This is a genomic window from Halorubellus amylolyticus, assembly GCF_034808145.1.
GTDB lineage: Archaea > Halobacteriota > Halobacteria > Halobacteriales > Natrialbaceae > Halorubellus.
Genome location: NZ_JAXHGM010000009.1, coordinates 92,189 through 110,736, shown reverse-complemented (window position 1 = coordinate 110,736; position 18,548 = coordinate 92,189). Strand labels below are relative to the sequence as shown.

The window sequence follows — 18,548 nt, the reverse complement described above, 5'->3', positions numbered from 1 at the left end:
GGCGTCGAATATCTGGTTACAGCAGGACCGTAGACGGGTTGAAGCGTGGCATAAGGCTCATGTCTCCAATCTATCCGACGTCGTTACAGCAGGACCGTAGACGGGTTGAAGCCTCTCTTAGTCGTCGCGGCCTGGATAGTCGCAGGTGGTTACAGCAGGACCGTAGACGGGTTGAAGCAAGTTTAATACGTCCGGTTCAGTCGTAGCAATTGATAGTTACAGCAGGACCGTAGACGGGTTGAAGCGGACTTGTCGAATCGGCGCGTGCAAGTCGAGAGCGGGGTTACAGCAGGACCGTAGACGGGTTGAAGCCCACCCATGTCCCAGACTCGAAACAACCCGTTCTCCGTTACAGCAGGACCGTAGACGGGTTGAAGCGCCTCCTGCGCGTCCTGCATCCCGAGAGCGTTCGCGTTACAGCAGGACCGTAGACGGGTTGAAGCGTCTTTGAATAAACTGAATCCGAGGACCTCCTCGAGGTTACAGCAGGACCGTAGACGGGTTGAAGCTCCTCGGCGCGATCCATCACCCGTTGCCCGGTCTTAGTTACAGCAGGACCGTAGACGGGTTGAAGCGAGCCCGCCGAGCGCCACGGCCAGCGTCGTCTGCGGTTACAGCAGGACCGTAGACGGGTTGAAGCGAGTATTCGATACTCCCGCGGCAGGTAGCCGACGAGTTACAGCAGGACCGTAGACGGGTTGAAGCTTCAATGAACGCACCAGACTGGTTGCACAACGACGGTTACAGCAGGACCGTAGACGGGTTGAAGCGACGTGCACGAGCCGTGGCTCGCGACTGGATCGGGCCGTTACAGCAGGACCGTAGACGGGTTGAAGCGCTGACGTGAAGCGGGCGCTGTTGGCGAAGACACAGGTTACAGCAGGACCGTAGACGGGTTGAAGCGAAGAATAGTCAGGGTGTTTCTCGACGTAACCCTTTGTTACAGCAGGACCGTAGACGGGTTGAAGCAGGATCGGGAGCAGGAGCGCGGTGATGATCACTCCCGTTACAGCAGGACCGTAGACGGGTTGAAGCCGAATCCGGGGGCGCGGCGCGCAGGTGTTGGAGACGGTTACAGCAGGACCGTAGACGGGTTGAAGCGTCGTAGGCGGCAAGCGATTGCTTCACGGCGCCGCGTTACAGCAGGACCGTAGACGGGTTGAAGCGACCCTGACGGGAGCGAAGACCCCGAGTACGACGAGAGTTACAGCAGGACCGTAGACGGGTTGAAGCGACCACGTACTCGAAGACATCCAGAGCGCGGAGCGTTACAGCAGGACCGTAGACGGGTTGAAGCACTCACGGATGGCGGTGGGTGGACGCCGACGACGTGTTACAGCAGGACCGTAGACGGGTTGAAGCATACTATACGAACCCCATTGGGCCGGTTTCTCTGGCGGTTACAGCAGGACCGTAGACGGGTTGAAGCATCGCCGACCAACCCACCGATGACTTCCTCCCGGCGTTACAGCAGGACCGTAGACGGGTTGAAGCGCACTCACGCCCCAGCAGTGGGAAGCTCGCGAAGAAGTTACAGCAGGACCGTAGACGGGTTGAAGCACCCCGAGAGTCAATCACACCGAGAACGGCAATTATGTTACAGCAGGACCGTAGACGGGTTGAAGCCACGAACGAACGACAAGCGAATAGCGTCCGAAACACGTTACAGCAGGACCGTAGACGGGTTGAAGCAGAGCAGACAGACGGGAGGACGGCCCAAGCTGGCCCTGTTACAGCAGGACCGTAGACGGGTTGAAGCGCGTTCGAGATCGACGCGGACGAAGTTCCGGACGTGTTACAGCAGGACCGTAGACGGGTTGAAGCGCGGCCGGGTCGACCGACGAGGCTGTCGCGCGGTCTGTGTTACAGCAGGACCGTAGACGGGTTGAAGCGCGGCCGGGTCGACCGACGAGGCTGTCGCGCGGTCTGTGTTACAGCAGGACCGTAGACGGGTTGAAGCGCACGGTCTGCGGCGTTTACCTCACCCGCAAGCTCCTGTTACAGCAGGACCGTAGACGGGTTGAAGCGAGAAAGCATGACAGACTACTACTGCCCGGTAGAGTTACAGCAGGACCGTAGACGGGTTGAAGCGTCCTCGTTCCGGGGGTCGCGCTCCATGAGCTCGCGCGTTACAGCAGGACCGTAGACGGGTTGAAGCGCACGTACCCACACAGGGCCGGACCGTATCGCCGAGTTACAGCAGGACCGTAGACGGGTTGAAGCAGCTTCGCCACGAACCGCTCGCCTTCGTGCTCGAACGGTTACAGCAGGACCGTAGACGGGTTGAAGCGCCGCAGTTTTTCGTGCGCCGCCTCGAATATCTGAAAGTTACAGCAGGACCGTAGACGGGTTGAAGCGTCATTCGGCGCGCCCAAGAGTACGCGAGCGGCTACGGTTACAGCAGGACCGTAGACGGGTTGAAGCGCGCCCTCGTAGGCTGTCGTCGTGGTCCCCCACCCCGGGTTACAGCAGGACCGTAGACGGGTTGAAGCGGCCCAGTTCGGCTTTGATGTGGCTGTTCCCGTTCGTGTTACAGCAGGACCGTAGACGGGTTGAAGCAAATGCTGGTGGGTGGTCTGAGGTCCTTGCGTCACCCGTTACAGCAGGACCGTAGACGGGTTGAAGCTCAGTCTCACTTGTGTTCGTGTCGTCGCGACTTCCGTTACAGCAGGACCGTAGACGGGTTGAAGCGGCCACAAAGCCGAGCCGGAGCTGGCCCGGCACGCGACGTTACAGCAGGACCGTAGACGGGTTGAAGCTGAGCACAACCTGTGCCTACCAGTGGGATAGCTTTGTTACAGCAGGACCGTAGACGGGTTGAAGCTTCAGGAACTTCGCGAACGCGTCGGCGTCCGCCGCCTCCGCGCCCTTGTTACAGCAGGACCGTAGACGGGTTGAAGCAGCCGACAGGATAGAAGAAGTAAAACAGCCGGACTGCGTTACAGCAGGACCGTAGACGGGTTGAAGCAGCGCGTGACCGCCGTCGTACGTCGCCGCCTCCAGGCGTTACAGCAGGACCGTAGACGGGTTGAAGCACCCCGAACTTCGTGGCGACCGGTGACCAAAGACCGTTACAGCAGGACCGTAGACGGGTTGAAGCGACTACCGGGTCTCGACCTGCTCCAGCACCGCGCGTTACAGCAGGACCGTAGACGGGTTGAAGCTGTCACGATGCTCGTGCAGGACCGGGATAGTTTTGTTGTTACAGCAGGACCGTAGACGGGTTGAAGCGACCGCTTCCATGTTGTCCTGGTCGCTAACACCACGTTACAGCAGGACCGTAGACGGGTTGAAGCGGCGAGCGCTCGGGGTCACTCGCGTAGAGCGACCCGTTACAGCAGGACCGTAGACGGGTTGAAGCACCTCCACGGTCGCGCCGTTCGCTGGCACCTCGAGTTACAGCAGGACCGTAGACGGGTTGAAGCACCGCGACGGCGAGGAGCAAGAGTACCGCTACGAGGTTACAGCAGGACCGTAGACGGGTTGAAGCAGCTACAAATCGCACCCCTCCCCGACGGAGTTCCCGTTACAGCAGGACCGTAGACGGGTTGAAGCATCCTCGACGACGACGCGCTTGACTGGTTGAACTACGTTACAGCAGGACCGTAGACGGGTTGAAGCAACTCCCATGATTTGTGTCAGAGTAGATTTGACGCGTTACAGCAGGACCGTAGACGGGTTGAAGCACACCCTGTCCGGCAGGTCTGGCAGGTGATTGCGGGTTACAGCAGGACCGTAGACGGGTTGAAGCAATGATGAATGGGACGAGAAACCATTCCACCTGTCGTTACAGCAGGACCGTAGACGGGTTGAAGCGATTACGAACGAGACGCTGAATATCACGGACCCGGCGTTACAGCAGGACCGTAGACGGGTTGAAGCGTCTTCGTGGATGCGGACGTAGCGCGCGGCGTCCACGTTACAGCAGGACCGTAGACGGGTTGAAGCCTCGAGGAGCATGGGTACTGACGCCGCGATCGCGTTACAGCAGGACCGTAGACGGGTTGAAGCGCGACATCTTCGCTACTGCTGGTGCGGAGTGCGGCGACGTTACAGCAGGACCGTAGACGGGTTGAAGCAACCAGCCCCTCCGCGTACATCGTCACGTGCTTCGTTACAGCAGGACCGTAGACGGGTTGAAGCTGCGAGCGCGCTCCGGCGCGATGACGCCACCCGTCTCGTTACAGCAGGACCGTAGACGGGTTGAAGCGTCCGACCGTCGTCGTCACAGCAGACGCATTCGAGCGTTACAGCAGGACCGTAGACGGGTTGAAGCGTCGACGCCGGCGACCTGGCCGACGAGATTCGCGTTACAGCAGGACCGTAGACGGGTTGAAGCGAAGCCAGTTCCGTCGAAGTACCTGGCGGTCGACGAGGTTACAGCAGGACCGTAGACGGGTTGAAGCGAAGCCAGTTCCGTCGAAGTACCTGGCGGTCGACGAGGTTACAGCAGGACCGTAGACGGGTTGAAGCTTCCCGTCGGCGGTGTGGTCGACGCGCGGCGTGTACTGTTACAGCAGGACCGTAGACGGGTTGAAGCGAGCTAGACGCGGCGACACTCGGCGAGGTGACAGCAGTTACAGCAGGACCGTAGACGGGTTGAAACGAACCCAGTCGTCGGACCGTCCGAAGCCGTCGAGTTACAGCAGGACCGGTGACGGGTTGAAATAACTCCGGCATGAGAGTCCGGGGATACGGGCTGTCGGGTTACAGCAGGGCTGTAGGCGGGTGGAGCGAGCGCTGTATCGCGTGTTGGTGGTCTGAGAGATGGTTCGACGTTGTGTTTCGTTGGTGGGCGTGTTAGTGGGTGGTGTGTGGGAGGTGGTCGATGGTGGTTTGGTGTTGGTAGATGTCGCGGAGGGCGTTGGTGTTGACGTCGGCGGCTGCGGCGACGGCTTGTTGGGTGCGTCGGTATTGGTCGTGGGTGCAGATGTGGTACATGCTGGCGGCGGCGATGATGGCTGGGGAGCGGCCGGATTGGATGGTTGGGGTTGCTTCCAGCGTGCCTCTGACGAGTTCTGCGGCTTTGGTGCGGGCGTCAGGGGGGAGGTTGAGTTCGTGTTGGATGTGGTCGAGGTATGCTGTTGGTGGTGGGGGGAGGACGACGAGGTTGAGTTCGCGTTGGAGGTCGGTGACGAGTCGGCCGAGTTGGTGGCTTGTCGTGTGGCCGGCGTTTGCGATGGTTCGTTGTGTGATGGGTGCTTGGGTTTGTCGGGCGGCGATGTAGAGGGCGGCGCTGGCGACGGTCGCGAGTTCTCGGAACTTGATCATCGAATCTTGGATGATCTCGTCGTACAGGGCGAGCGCTTCCGGAACTAAGTCTGGTGTGTCGATTTCGGTGGCGATGGTTTCGAGCTCCCAGCGGGCGACATGTCGATACTCGACGCCTTGCACTGGCCCACCGGCGTTCTCGTGGACGAGGCGCTCAAGTGCAGCAGTATCCGCACCCTCACTCGCGACCGCCTCGGGCATCACGCCACCACAACACCCACCATTCTATTAGGAAGACCTGGCCTAGAATAAACTCGTGGTTGCCGGACGCAACCGAACTTCAGTCCCCCGACCGCACAAATCCTCCACGCGTGCGAGAGATGGGTCGTCGACATCTTCGACCGCCACGTTCCGGATTTCGACGAATTCCATATGTCAAGGCGTGGTTCGGACGGCACCGGCGGAGTGTGGCGTCGGCTTGAGACGGCTCATGGAGTGGGTCGAAGCTGGGTGGGGCCCGCTTGGAGCGAGTTGGTGTGGGCGGGAGGGAGTGGAGGAGTGGTGGCTGCATGGTCGCTTGCGTTAGTAGTATATACTAACGTGGATGGCAGGTACGTCGAAGGGTTCCGGCGACGGCCTCGCGGTCAAGATGACGACCTGCCAGAAGGAAGCTCCGATGAAGTCCTTGCCTATAGAGGTGTGTCTCGTAGAATTTCTGGCGGTCTTCAGACCGAGGTGTTGTATTGGCAGCGGTTCGAAAGATGGGTGGCGTTGGTGGGGCTAGTCTGGTGATATCGTTGCGTGAAGCAAGTTCGACGTTGTGTTTGTTGGAATCGGGTCAGCGATATCGCCGGTTGGTCTGATCTGGCCTTGGTGAGTGAGTGGATACGAGCGATAGCGGCCAAGGTGTAGTTTTTTGAACTGCTACTCGTTCTAGGTTTGTAATGACTAGTAGATTCGTCCGGCCAGCAGTTACCATTGTTCTATTGGTGTGCTTGGTCACGACGCCAGTGGCGAATACAATAGCAGTCGCCGGCACCCCACAGTCAGAGTCGATTACTCTCGAAAACACGATGCTTGGGGGCGAGTCGACAGCATCCACGGCGAACTCGACGGCAATAAAGGCAGCGCCTGCGCCGTCACTGAGCGTGAATTCCCCCCGTGAAGCCACAGTTGGCGAATCGTTCGACATCACGGTGGTTGCCGAGAATGATGGCGGAGATGCGGGTGAGTATTCGACGATTAGCTTGTCGAGTCCGACGCTCGGTTCGTCGAGTCGGGCACGAGAGATTACGGGTGTCTCGTCGACGCTTCCGTACGATGCCTTCATCGAACCTGGGGAGGCGATCTACACGAAGGGTGGTGAGAGCACGGAGGCGACGGCCACCTTGGTGGAAAGCAGCGTCGGCAGCGGGGGAACGTGGGGCGCTGGGAACCGAGAACAGATGACCGTTGAGGTGACGCCGACCGAGTCCGGGACGTACACGTTCTACGTTCGCACCACGCTCACCGACCCGGCCGATACCGATGTCAAATACACGGCCCCCCAATACGGGGATGCTGTCGACCAGCAGGGGTATGACGTGCGGGAGATCACCGTCGAGGTGACCGACGAATCCGAGCAGAATCAGGCGCCGACCATCGACGAGGCCATGCCCGATGGTGCGGTCACGACAGCCCCGGGCGAAGAGTCTGATACGTTCGAAATCGATGCCTCGGACCCTGATGGTGACGACCTGACGTACACGTGGCTCTGGTGGGACGACGGCGACCGCGTTGAGACGTTCGACGACCTCGGCTCCGACGCCACGTTCTACTGGGACCAGCCCGGTGAATACCGGATTGAGGTCGTCGTGAGCGACGGTGAGGCCACCACGAGCCATTCGTGGCCGTTCGTCATCGAAGAAGAGACCACGGAGTACGACCTGACGGTGGATGCGACCGATGGTGGTGAAGTCGGTGTTGACCCGCCGGGGGTGACGACGACCGATTTCGACCAGACGTATGCCGACGGCGAGGTGGTCGAACTGACGGCCGAACCGGACAATGGATATACGTTCTCCGAGTGGGAAGGCGACGTCTCGTGGTCCCAGGCGGACGAACAGACTATCGAGGTGACGATGGACGAGGCCCGGTCGGTGACCGCCACGTTTGAGCGCGAGGAAAACCACGCCCCGGAGATATCGCGTGTCGATCCGAACGGGGAGGTGACGACGGTCCCCGGCGAGGTATCAGATGAGTTTTCGGTGACTGCGACCGACCCGGACGGCGACGACCTGACGTACACGTGGATTTGGTGGGAGGACGGCGACCGCGTTGAGACGTTCGATGACCTGGGTTCAGAGGCTGAGTTCAGCTGGGACCAGCCCGGTGACTACCGGATCGAGGTCGTGGTGAGTGATGGAGACGCATCCACCTCTCACTCGTGGCCGTTCGTCATCGAAGAAGAGACCACGGAGTACGAACTGGCGGTGGATGCAACCGCTGGTGGTGAAGTCAGTATTGACCCGCCGGGAGTGACGACGAGTGACCTCGAGCAATCGTATCCCGACGGCGAGGTGGTCGAACTGACGGCCGAACGGGACGACGGCTATACCTTCGCTGGTTGGGAGGGTGACGTCTCGTGGTCCCAAGAGGACGAACAGACTATCGAGGTGACGATGGACGACGCCCAGTCGGTGACCGCCACGTTCGAAGCGGAAACGAATAGTGCACCGGAAATCACGCGTGCTGAACCGGATGGGGAGGTTGTGACGGCGCCTGGTGAGATCGCCGATTCGTTCTCGGTGACGGCGAGTGACCCGGATGGCGACGACCTCACGTACACGTGGATTTGGTGGGAGGACGGCAACCGCGTTGAGACGTTCGATGACCTCGGGCCAGATGCGGAGTTCCACTGGGACCAGCCTGGCGACTACCGGATTGAGGTTGTCGTGAGTGACGGGAAGGCCACCACCAGTCACTCGTGGCCGTTCATCATCGAAGAGCAAACCACGGAGTACACGCTTGCGGTCGATGCGGCCAATGGTGGGGTCGTCGAAGTCACGCCGCCTGGCGTGACGACCAGCGAATTCGAGCAAGCGTACGCGGACGGCCAGACGGTCGAACTGACTGCAAATCCCGAGGACGGATATACGTTCTCCAGATGGGAAGGCGACGTTTCCTGGTCGCAGGAGGACGAGCAGACCATTGAGGTGACGATGGACGAGGGTCGGTCGATGACCGCCACCTTCGAAGCTAGCGAGAATCAGGTGCCAGAGATCACGCGTGCCGACCCGGACGGCGAGGTTGTGACAGCCCCTGGCGAGACCTCCGATGAGCTCGCCGTGACCGCGACCGACCCGGACGGCGACGACCTGACGTACACCTGGATCTGGTGGGAGGACGGCGACCGCGTTGAGACGTTCGATGACCTGGGTTCAGAGGCTGAGTTCAGCTGGGACCAACCCGGTGAATACCGAATCGAGGTCGTGGTGAGTGATGGGGACGCATCCACCTCGCACTCGTGGCCGTTCGTCATCGAGGAGGCCGATAGCACTATCGCGGTCAAGGCAGAGGACGTGGCAGTCGTTGGGCCACAGCAAGCGACAGTCACGGGGGAGCTCAGTGACTTGGGTTCGGCGAGTCAGGCTGATGTGTACGTCGAGTACCGGGAACTCGGTGCAAGCACGTGGGACCGGACTCGTGCAGACACTTTTGCCGAACCCGGGGTGGTTGATTGGGAACTGGATGGGTTGGAGCCCGATACGGACTACGAGGTCCGAGTTGTCGTGGAGACGGATACCGACCGCAAGACCACGCGGGAGCTTTCGTTCACGACTGACGTCGAGGAGCAGACAGCAACCAGTGGGCGGATAGTACACACCTCACTCCCTGAGAAGTATCGCGAGAATCAGGTGGTCTGGGCTTACGTCCGGATTCAGAATCCCGACCCGTCGACACAGACGTACAGCGTCGGGCTCGCGGACGACACCGAGCTCTCGTTCCCACGCGTCAGTACTCGTGAGATAAAGGTGCCGGGGAACGCGATCGGCCTAGTGAAGATTCCGGTTCGACTGACCGGCACTGAAGACAGTACGACCGTGGACGTCCACATGTCGGACGCGAGCGGGAAGCGTCTCGATACGATGAGTGTTCGTCTGTCGAAGATTGAGGACCCATCGGTTCGGGAACGCTTCATTTCCGCCAACAAACGACTGGTAGCAGCGATTGACACACAGTGTTGGACGCTGTCCGAGGGCTGCGAAAGCATCGTTCAGCGAGAGGCGGCGTACTTCCAGCACTTAGCATCATTCGGATACATGGGCCCCGCGGCATGGGTATATATTAAGGAACGGCGTCGGAACATGATAGACGCTGACGAGCAAGCGGCCCGCCGAGAGGGCATCCTCGACGGTGTCTCCGCTGCCGGCGTGAAAACCAAAGAAGAAGCACTCGGGACCGTTGATGCGGCGAAGCAGTTCGCAGACTCCCCGGTCGGGTTCGTTGTTGAAACTGCCGGGAACACCAAGCGCGCTGTCGCTGTCGCGGCAGAGCACCCGGAACTCGTGACGAAGGCAATGGAGCGCGCGGTCAAAGAGAAGCGCGACGAGATTCGAGCTCAGAGCCCGTACAAAGTCGGCACCGAGGAGTTTGAGGAATATCGGGCGGCCTGGGTACAGTACTACGTCGGCTCTCGAATCGCCATCATGGTTGCCGCTGGGAAGGGGAGCGGGAAGGTTGCCACCAAGGTCAAGCAGGGGACCAAGCTCGGGAAGAGTTCAATCGTCGGTCGCATCGATGCAAATGAGCGGCTCTCGGGCATCTACCTCCGGCTATATGGAGACGGATACTCGATGGATCGAATCCAGAGATTCAAAACCCGAGCGACCGCGTTTGTGGCTCGCAATAGTCTCGACTGGGGAGATATGGGGCACGTCTTGGATTCCATCTCCTACGTCCGGGAGCGAACTGGCTACACGCCAAAGAAAATCGGTGATGTAGCCGAGGCTATATATCTGAGGCGGGTCGCTGCGATGACCGGTGCGAAGCTCGTCAAGTCCGCCGACGACATCCCTCGGGACGAACCAGGGACGTACCTCCTACACAGCGTCCGCGTCGGTCCCGAAGGCAATCAGGCGGGCGAACTTGACGTCGTGCAAGTGGAAGTCACGGAAGCGGGAACCGGAACTGAGTTGCGCGTCACGAAGGTCTACGAGGTCACCCATGGCCAATCGACTGCTGCGAGTAACAAGTACTTCGGAGGTCCTGGGCCGGACGACGCGGTGAAGACGAAGAACTCGCAGCTTCTCACGACCCTGCAAGATGCGAAAACCGGCGATTACGAGATAGCGAAGGGGTTAGACGCGAGGGCATTCCAGCACGATGACGGCGTCGGCTCCGTTATCGTTGGACCCTCCCGTTGGTCCGGCGACTCGACCCTGTCTAAGGGTGAGGACCGGTGGTGGGTCGAGTCAGAGGGTCCTGGACGGGTTGGCTTCGGTGCGAGCCTGCCGTACACGACCTCGCAGTTTGAAGATATTGACGGCCTCATTGAGAAGTCCGATTTCTTCGACGGCTACGACTCGAAGGGCCGTATAGTCCTTCGTACCGTCGACGAACGAGGCATTGGGCATGCTGCAGTGAATCGTCTTACCCGGCCGGCAGTAGTTGATCGGGGCGTACTGTTCCCATCGCTCCGGTCGCGTTCGCTACTCGCAACGACGAATGGCACCGTAGTTCCTCGATAAGGGAGTGAATAATCTCTGGGTGGGGCATGCTGAACCTCGTCTGTTTCGGGACTGACGTCCGGTCAGTTGTCTGTCTGTGGGGTGACGGCTTCGCCGAGGGTCCGGCCGAGGAGGGCGAACGTGAGCATCGTGCCCACGAGCAGCGCGCCGGGGATAGCGGCGACCCACCACTCCGGTGCCATGCCGCCTTTCGCGGTGCCGAGGCTGATGGTCTGGCCCCACGACACCACCGTCGGGTCCCCGAGTGTGACCATCTCGCCGTCGAACGGCGAGCGGAGCACGATGAACGAGAGCGCGGCCTCAGTCATGACGAGTAGCGGAATCTGGAGGGTGACGTTCGTGAGCACGGGCTGTGCGATGTTCGGGAGGAGATGCTGACGCATGACGTCCAGGTTGCTGGCGCCGGTCGCTCGGGCCGCCTTCACGAATGGGCAGTCGCGTGACTGGAGCGCTTCGTTGCGGACGAGGCGGGCGAGCCCGCCCCAGTTCGTCGCGCCGAAGACGAGTATCAACACGAGCAATCGGTATTCGGCGTTCCACCACGAGAACAGGAGGTAGACGATGATGGCGGGCACGGTCTGGGAAACGCCGGCGGCGCGCATCAGGACCTCGTCGACTCGCCCGCCGGCGTACGCTGCCAGCAGGCCGATGCCGGTTGGGACGATGAGTGTCGCGGAGACGACCGCAACCCGGTCCCGATGTCTTTCGGGGCTTCGTTCGTGATGCCCTCCATCGTAGTGTAGTCTCGGTTCCAGTCTTTCAGTCGTTCCATCCTCATCGACTTGGCAGCGCCAGCACCGAAGCCGGCTGCACCGCCGATGAGTGCGGCCGCTCCAACCGCAGGCAGCGCCGCGCCAAATTCGATTGATCCGATGTGGCACGTTCAGAAGGGCAAGGGTGCCTCGGGTTACTCGTCGAAGCGCTTGACGAGCCCCTCGTGGAGCGTGGTGGTCTTGCCCATCCCCTTGACCTGGTACTCGACGGGTGGTTCCTCGCCCATGTTCAGGTAGATATCCCGGATCTGGCACATGAGGTTGCTGACGACGAGCGCCTGGAACGAGTCCGGGAACTCGAACTCATCACGCTCGAACGTCAACGGCGGGAGGGTGACGACGAACTTGTCGGCGTCGTCTGGCCCGACGGCGTGGAGGTTGGTGACGTGCGTCTCGCCGGAGGTGTCTCGGTACTGGACCTTGGGTGGGGTGGAGTCGACGAACTCGTCGTCGTCGTTGAGGTATATGAGTTTCCGCACGCGGTCGACCGACTGGACGTCGTCGTCGATGCGCTCGCCTTTGTGGTCGCGCACCGCATCGTAGTAGTCCCGGAAGTGCTCGACGAACGTCTCCGTGGGAAGGGTGCGGACCCCGTCCATCGCACGCTCGAGTTCGGCGGGCAGCCACGATGGGTCCTCGATTATGTCTTTGTCTTCGAAGTGATAGTGCGCAGCGTATTCCGCGCGCACCCGAACCTGCTGCATGAGCCGCTCCTCCTCGTCCGTTCGTTTGGCCGAGTCCTGCGGATAGACGTCCTGGCCGTGGAAGTCGACGTTCCCGTCTGTATCCAGCTCGACGGTATGCTTATCGCCGTTTGGGTCCTGCACCGCAACGCCAATCAGGTCGTTTTTGATACCCAGGATCTTAGTTTTCATATTCAGTTTTCTTTTCGACATCGTTCAGATTCTCCTCAGTTTCAGTTTCATCATCGAACGCTACTTCCTCGGACTCGAATTCCCCATCGCTGTCTCCACCTTCCGAGCTGGTATCCTTCGTCGCCTTCTCGATGTCTTCGTCGCCGCCAGAGGGAGTGACGAAGTCGCCGATGTTGTCGGCGATGTTCCCGATGTCTTTCGGGGCTTCGTTCGTGATGCCCTCCATCGTGGTGTAGTCTCGGTTCCAGTCTTTCAGGCGTTCCATGCCGACCGACTTGGCGGCGCCAGCACCGAAACCGGCTGCCATGCCGACGAGTGCGGCCGCTCCAACCGCAGTCAGAGCCGCGCCACCTAACACCGCCGCGCCGCCGGCACCGACCGCTGCAGCCCCGCCCTTGGCGACGTCTTTGATCCCGCCTTTCTTCGCACCAGCTTTGACGTGGTTGGTCAAGCCTCAAGGCTTCTTTCGGTGGGGTCAGATCGGGTCGGCGACAGCTCCAGCGACCATCACGATCGTCCCCCATTGCGGATTCCAGAGCACGCCGACGATGGCGCCGACGACGACCAATAGCAGCGAAACCAGCATCTCCGGGACCTCCGGCCTGTCGGTCAAGTACGTCACGTACAGTGTGGTCGCAACGACCTGCGCCACCGCGACCAGTCCGAACAGTTCCCACGTGAACTCCACCATCGATACACACTACTGTTTATTCCACCATAACACGTTCGATATAATATGCGCGGCGAACCTATCGCACCGCTGCTCTCTGCCGCTGGTAAGGGGCTCACCTGACGGCCGTCACTCGTCGAAGCGCTTGACGAGCCCCTCGTGGAGCGTGGTGGTCTTGCCCATCCCCTTGACCTGATACTCGGCCGGTGGTTCCTCGCCCATATTCAGGTAGATATCCCGGATCTGGCACATGAGGTTGCTGACGACGAGCGCCTGGAACGAGTCCGGGAACTCGAACTCATCACGCTCGAACGTCAACGGCGGGAGCGTCACAACGAATCCGTCGGCGTCCTCGGGCCCCACTGCATGCAGGTTGGTGACGTGCGTCTCGCCAGCGGTGTCCCGATACTGGACCTTGGGTGGGGTGGAGTCGACGAACTCGTCGTCGTCATTGAGATAGATGAGTTTCCGAACACGGTCGACCGACTGGACGTCGTCGTCGATGCGCTCGCCTTTGTGGTCGCGCACCGCATCGTAGTAGTCCCGGAAGTGCTCGACGAACGTGTCGGTCGGCAGGGTGCGGACCGCATTCATCGCGCGCTCGATCTCGGCGGGCAACCACGATGGGTCTTCGATGATGCCTTTGTCTTCGAAGTGATTGTGCGCGGCATATTCGGCGCGGACGCGGACCTGTTGCATGAGGCGTTCCTGTTCGTCCGTGCGCTTCGTCGAGTCACGGGGGTAGGTTTCTTGGGCATGATTGGTGACGTTGCCGTCCCAATCCAAGGAAATCTGATGCCGATCGCCGTTGTTGTCGATGACTTCGACACCTAATCCCTCATCATCCCAGCCAGCTATCTCTGTTTCCATCGTTATTTCTCCATTTCTTGTTCGTTTTCAAATTCGTCGTCAGGTTGGCTGTCTCCGCTGAAGTACTCCTCCTCGTCGAACTGACTTTCATCACCGGTCTCAGACGTCGTACGCTCGATGTCTTTGTCCCCGGCAGACGAACCGAGGAAGTCGCCGATGTTGTCGGCGAGGTTCCCGATGTCTTTCGGAGCTTCGTTCGTGATGCCCTCCATCGTGGTGTAGTCTCGGTTCCAGTCTTTCAGGCGTTCCATGCCGACCGACTTGACGGTGCCAGCACCGAAGCCGGCTGCCATGCCGACCGCGGCGGCTGCGCCGATAGCCGGCAGGCCAGCGGCGCCACCTGCCAAGGCAGCGCCGCCGAAGACCGCCCCGCCCTTGGCGATGGCTTTGATCCCGCCTTTCTTGCCACCGGCTTTGAGGTGATCCATGAAGTCTTTGTCGCCGATCTCGTCGATGCCCCCGCTGAGCTCATCCAGGTTGCCGTTCTCGGCCGCGTGTTCGAGTATCTCCACCTGGGTTTCCGGGTCCTCCTGACGGAACTCGTAGGCGCTCATGTCCTCAAGGTCGTACTTCGGGGCGAGCGCCTCGTCGGTGCCGTGGCCGGGCCTGGACCTGATCTCTCGCACCGACGGCATCTTGTACGACCCCTCCGACTCCGTGTCGGCGTACTCGTCGCCGTCGTCGACGGGCGTCGGCCCATCGTCGGTGGCGCCACCGTCAGCCATCATCACGGCAGGCTGTCGCTCGAGTTCGTCGGCGACGTTGTCCGTGACGGACCGCTCACCGCCACTCGACGATGAAGATTGTTCGCTCTGTCGACCGGAATCACCACCGACCAGCCCGTCACCGTCTTTACCACCACTCGCGGTGCCGATGCCGAGTGTACGTTTGCCCCTGGTTTCGGGATTCTGCAGTCCGCTCTTGGCGATACTCGTGGCGCCACCGGGGCCGGTGCCGCTCAGCATCTGCCATCCGAGAACTGCGATTTAATCGGATCGACCGATAGGGCGTGGTGTCTTTCGGTCTCCAGACGCCCGGACGAGACTCGTCGCCAAGGTGGTTACTGGCCGTCGGGTTCGCCAGTTAGGTGTTCGCCAGCGTAGGTGAGCTTCCCGAACCCCTCGACGTGGGCGTCATTCGGTGGTTGCTGGCCGCGGTCGATGTACGCGTCTCTCAGCTGGCAGCCGACGTGGTTGACGAGGAACTCCCGGAACTCAGAGCCAAAGGGCCACTCGAAACGGTACGTCGGCAAGTGCAGAGCGACGTCGTGTGACTCGTTCGGGCCGCGCCAGGTCGTGTCGCCGTCGTCAGTCTGAACGAGATACCGGAGATCCTGGACATCGGCGATGGCACTGCGGTCGGCGGTGAGAGTGATGGGCTGGAAGACGACGAGGACGTTCGCTTTGGGGAACTCGATGGGTGGGTTCTGGAGCGCGTGATAGTACGGTTCGAACTCGCCGAAGGTCGCGTCGTCGCAGGAGTCGATGAGGCGGCGAACGCGCCGGAGGAAGTCAGGCTGCCAGACGGGGTCGAGTAAATCCTGGTCGGTGTCCTCGTGGACGCGGTAGCGGGCGTGGTTGTGGATCTGCTGGATGACGTCCTGTTCGGCCGGGGAGAGCGTGTCGAGGTCGACGCCGTCGAGCGCGTCGCTGGCGTGATCGAGGACATCGCCGTCTTCGGTGACGAGCACGCGATGTTCCTCGTCACGAGCATCCGTGACCCGGACGACGTAGCCATCGTCGTGTTCATCCAAGACCTCACCCGTGAGTTCGGGACCCCTGTCGACCTCGCGAGTCATCCTTGGTCGTACGGGAAGCGCACGTCGTGGTAGTTCTCCATCCCGAAGAAGTGCATCTTCCCGTACCCCTGGACCATGTACTCATCGGGGGGTTGCTCGCCCATGTGGAGGTACGCATCGCGAACGTGGCACTTCGCGTGGACGTTCACGAACTCATGGAACTCCGGCCCCATAGGCATCTCGATAGCCAGTGGCGGCACGCCCATGATAATGTGGGGTTCGAACGCCGGGTCCGGGCCGAGAGCCGTTGGGTCGCCGGTGTTGGTGTCGACCATCATCACGGGCTCGTCGGTGACGCGGGCAATCCGGTCCTCCTCGGTAATCTCGATGCCGATGGTCACCAGGTCGACGTTCTCCGCGGGGCGGTCGACCGGCGGGTCCGGAATCGCCTCGTAAAACGCCCGAAAGTCGCGCTCGAAGGCGTCCTGTGGGTGGTTCTGGATGGCGGTGACCACGCGCTCAAGTTCGTCCGGATTCCACTCGAACGGGAGGATGTCCTCGTCGGGGAACTCCATCTGGGCCGCATACCTCGCTCGCGCATCCACCTGACTTATAATCCGCTGCTCCTCTTCAGTGCGATTCTCGGGCTTGTTCGGATAATCGTCAGTCCCATGGAAAAGTATCTCCCCATCGAAGCCCACTTCAACCAGATGGGTGTTCTTGTTCCCGTCTAGAACCGATACGCCGATTTTCGTCTCTTTGTGCCCGTCTATTTTTGCCTTCATGATTACTTCTCCAGTTCGCGCTCGTAATCGGTATCGGAATCAGCCGTGTCATCCTCGAACTCTTCGTCCTCGAATCCCCCGCCGAAGGCATCATCGTACCCGTCTTCGTCATCTGTCTCTCCGCCGTCGCCGAGCTAGTCGAAGCGGTCTTTGACGCCGTGTCCGATGTCGCGGTACTTCTGGGTGGCGGCATCGCCCATGTTCCGGGCGTTCCTCGTTACCGGTTGAGTCGAGTGAGTGGCTGGGCATCGGTTAGAGGTCGGGGAAGCGGACGTCGTCGTAGTGTTGCATCCCGAAGAAGCGTATCTTCCCGTGCCCTTTGACCATGTACTCCTCAGGTGGGTTCTCACCCATGTGGAGGTAGGCGTCGCGGACGTGGCACTTCGCGAGGAGCGCGAGGAACTCGCGGAACTGGGGGCCGAACGCCCAGTCGAACTCGTAGACCGGCGAGTTCAGCGTGAGATGACAGGCGACGTCGGCGTGGGGGCCGCGCATCTCGACCTCCCCATCCTCACGGAAGCCGACGATCGGCTCGGTGACGTGCTCGATGTGCTCGTGTGCGTCGTCGAGGCGGACGCCGACGATGACGAGGTCGACCTCCTCGCGAGGGCGGTCGACGGGCGGGTGCTGGATGGCGTCGTAGAACGCGCGGAAGTCACGCTCGAACTCGTCGTCGGGGTGCTGTTGGATGGCAGTGACGACCTTCTCGAGTTTGTCGGGATGCCACTCGAAGGGGAGGATGTCCTCCTCGGGGAACTCTTGCTGGGCCGCGTATTGAGCGCGGGCCTCGACCTGATTCGTGATTCGGCGCTCTTCCTGATTCCGGTCCGCTGGCCTGTGGGGGTAGTCGTCGGTGCCATGGAAAATCAGCTCACCGTCGAGTCCAATCTCGACCTTGTGAGTTCCCCCGTTATCATCGAATACTTTGATCCCAACTTTGCCTTTCTTTCGTCCCAGGTATTCTGTTTCCATAGGTTAGAAGTCACCATCGTCTTCGCCGCTCAGAACGTTGTCGCTGACGTCCTCGATGCGGTCGCTGATTCCGAGGCGGTCGTCGATCTTGGAGACGCGTTCGGTAGTGGCGGTCTTGAAGTCGCTGGCGTGCTGGACACTGGCGTCTTTGAATCCTTCACCGACCTGTTTGGCGCCGTCGAGGCCGCCTTCCTGTTTGAATTTGCCGGCGATAGCGCGTCCGCCTCCGATGGCTTTGCCAGCCTTCCCACCCAGGTCAGCGCCTTTGACGCCACCGAAGTAACCGCCGACGCTCATGCCGACGATCTCACCCGTCTTCGCATGCTTGCCGTACTCGTTGGCGTCGTCGTTCAATGCTTCGGTCGCGGCCTCACGAACCTGGCTAACGCCCTCACCAATCTTGCCGTCGGCACTGGGTTTCACTGCATCGGGTGTTGCGCTCTTGATGCCTTCGAGCCCACCGATGCGTTCGTTCGCCTTCCCGATGCCCGCGCCGATGAGGGTGCCAGCGACGGTGCCAGCAGGCGTCCAACCACCGGCGACGGTGCCGATGACGCCACCGTACTCGGCGCCGGTCCGCATATCGACCGAAACCCCGGAGTCGTCATCGTCTGACGCGTCCGGGTCAGGTGGGTCCGGATCAGCGTACTCAGGGCTGTCGCTGACGGGTTCAAGTTGCTGTTGGGCGCCACCGTCAGCCATCATCACGGCAGGCTGTCGCTCGAGTTCGTCGGCGACGTTGTCCGTGACGGACCGCTCACCGCCACTCGACGCCGAAGATTGTTCGCCCTGTCGACCGGAATCACCACCGACCAGCCCGTCACTGTTCCCACCACCACCGCCGCCGCCGAGGCCCGTTCCGCTCAGTCCCTGACCGCAGATGAGTATCGGGAGCGCGCCCGTTGCCGCCAAAATCGCCGTCGGT

General features: G+C 61.0%; 12 protein-coding genes and 1 CRISPR repeat array (1 of these 13 cut by a window edge). Of the genes, 1 reads left to right on the top strand and 11 read right to left on the bottom strand.

All coding sequences use genetic code 11. From position 1 onward, the window contains the following. Window positions 1–4,669: direct repeats of the CRISPR family, unit length 30 nt; unit sequence GTTACAGCAGGACCGTAGACGGGTTGAAGC; it reaches 581 nt to the left of the window's first position. Between the two features lie 131 nt (window positions 4,670–4,800). After that, window positions 4,801–5,472 carry a transcription initiation factor IIB family protein gene (locus tag SM754_RS17005; RefSeq protein ID WP_323677359.1) on the bottom strand — a complete coding sequence of 224 codons (672 nt, stop codon included), beginning with the start codon at window positions 5,470–5,472 and terminating at the stop codon, window positions 4,801–4,803. 683 nt (window positions 5,473–6,155) lie between these two features. On the opposite strand from SM754_RS17005, the gene SM754_RS17000 reads away from it, so the two are divergent. Further along, window positions 6,156–10,940, top strand: coding sequence for an InlB B-repeat-containing protein (locus SM754_RS17000; RefSeq protein ID WP_323677358.1), 4,785 nt, complete (start codon window positions 6,156–6,158; stop codon window positions 10,938–10,940). Between the two features lie 62 nt (window positions 10,941–11,002). On the opposite strand, the gene SM754_RS16995 is transcribed toward SM754_RS17000, so the two are convergent. The 10 genes from SM754_RS16995 to SM754_RS16950 all read right to left on the bottom strand — a co-directional run bounded on the left by SM754_RS16995 (window position 11,003) and on the right by SM754_RS16950 (window position 18,535). Continuing rightward, the gene (locus SM754_RS16995) at window positions 11,003–11,821 is read right to left on the bottom strand and encodes an ABC transporter permease (protein WP_323677357.1); all 819 of its coding nucleotides are present in this window, start codon (window positions 11,819–11,821) and stop codon (window positions 11,003–11,005) included. Between the two features lie 26 nt (window positions 11,822–11,847). Then, window positions 11,848–12,540: a DUF7958 family protein gene (locus SM754_RS16990; protein ID WP_323677356.1), complete on the bottom strand. Its 693-nt coding sequence runs from the start codon at window positions 12,538–12,540 to the stop codon at window positions 11,848–11,850. A 37-nt stretch (window positions 12,541–12,577) separates the two neighbouring features. Further along, window positions 12,578–13,039, bottom strand: coding sequence for a hypothetical protein (locus SM754_RS16985; protein WP_323677355.1), 462 nt, complete (start codon window positions 13,037–13,039; stop codon window positions 12,578–12,580). Between the two features lie 24 nt (window positions 13,040–13,063). Next, on the bottom strand, window positions 13,064–13,279 hold the full coding sequence (locus tag SM754_RS16980; RefSeq protein ID WP_323677354.1) for a hypothetical protein: 216 nt from the start codon (window positions 13,277–13,279) through the stop codon (window positions 13,064–13,066). Between the two features lie 108 nt (window positions 13,280–13,387). After that, complete coding sequence (locus tag SM754_RS16975; protein ID WP_323677353.1) at window positions 13,388–14,128, bottom strand: DUF7958 family protein; 741 nt, start codon at window positions 14,126–14,128, stop codon at window positions 13,388–13,390. 2 nt (window positions 14,129–14,130) lie between these two features. Then, entirely contained in the window at window positions 14,131–15,093 is a 963-nt protein-coding gene (locus tag SM754_RS16970) for a hypothetical protein (RefSeq protein WP_323677352.1), read from the bottom strand. A 95-nt stretch (window positions 15,094–15,188) separates the two neighbouring features. Next, complete coding sequence (locus tag SM754_RS16965) at window positions 15,189–15,926, bottom strand: DUF7958 family protein (protein WP_323677351.1); 738 nt, start codon at window positions 15,924–15,926, stop codon at window positions 15,189–15,191. Then, window positions 15,923–16,651 carry a DUF7958 family protein gene (locus tag SM754_RS16960; RefSeq protein WP_323677350.1) on the bottom strand — a complete coding sequence of 243 codons (729 nt, stop codon included), beginning with the start codon at window positions 16,649–16,651 and terminating at the stop codon, window positions 15,923–15,925. Before SM754_RS16960 ends, SM754_RS16965 begins: the two co-directional genes overlap by 4 nt. 252 nt (window positions 16,652–16,903) lie before the next feature. Further along, complete coding sequence (locus SM754_RS16955) at window positions 16,904–17,623, bottom strand: DUF7958 family protein (RefSeq protein ID WP_323677349.1); 720 nt, start codon at window positions 17,621–17,623, stop codon at window positions 16,904–16,906. Between the two features lie 3 nt (window positions 17,624–17,626). Continuing rightward, the gene (locus SM754_RS16950) at window positions 17,627–18,535 is read right to left on the bottom strand and encodes a hypothetical protein (RefSeq protein WP_323677348.1); all 909 of its coding nucleotides are present in this window, start codon (window positions 18,533–18,535) and stop codon (window positions 17,627–17,629) included. Window positions 18,536–18,548: the final 13 nt, after the last annotated feature.

Coding starts and splice junctions, on each gene's coding strand:
- SM754_RS17005 (WP_323677359.1), bottom strand. CDS start 5,472: ATGCCCGAGGCGGTCGCGAGTGAGGGTGCGGATACTGCTGCACTTGAG.
- SM754_RS16970 (WP_323677352.1), bottom strand. CDS start 15,093: ATGCTGAGCGGCACCGGCCCCGGTGGCGCCACGAGTATCGCCAAGAGC.
- SM754_RS16980 (WP_323677354.1), bottom strand. CDS start 13,279: ATGGTGGAGTTCACGTGGGAACTGTTCGGACTGGTCGCGGTGGCGCAG.
- SM754_RS16965 (WP_323677351.1), bottom strand. CDS start 15,926: ATGACTCGCGAGGTCGACAGGGGTCCCGAACTCACGGGTGAGGTCTTG.
- SM754_RS16960 (WP_323677350.1), bottom strand. CDS start 16,651: ATGAAGGCAAAAATAGACGGGCACAAAGAGACGAAAATCGGCGTATCG.
- SM754_RS16955 (WP_323677349.1), bottom strand. CDS start 17,623: ATGGAAACAGAATACCTGGGACGAAAGAAAGGCAAAGTTGGGATCAAA.
- SM754_RS17000 (WP_323677358.1), top strand. CDS start 6,156: ATGACTAGTAGATTCGTCCGGCCAGCAGTTACCATTGTTCTATTGGTG.
- SM754_RS16975 (WP_323677353.1), bottom strand. CDS start 14,128: ATGGAAACAGAGATAGCTGGCTGGGATGATGAGGGATTAGGTGTCGAA.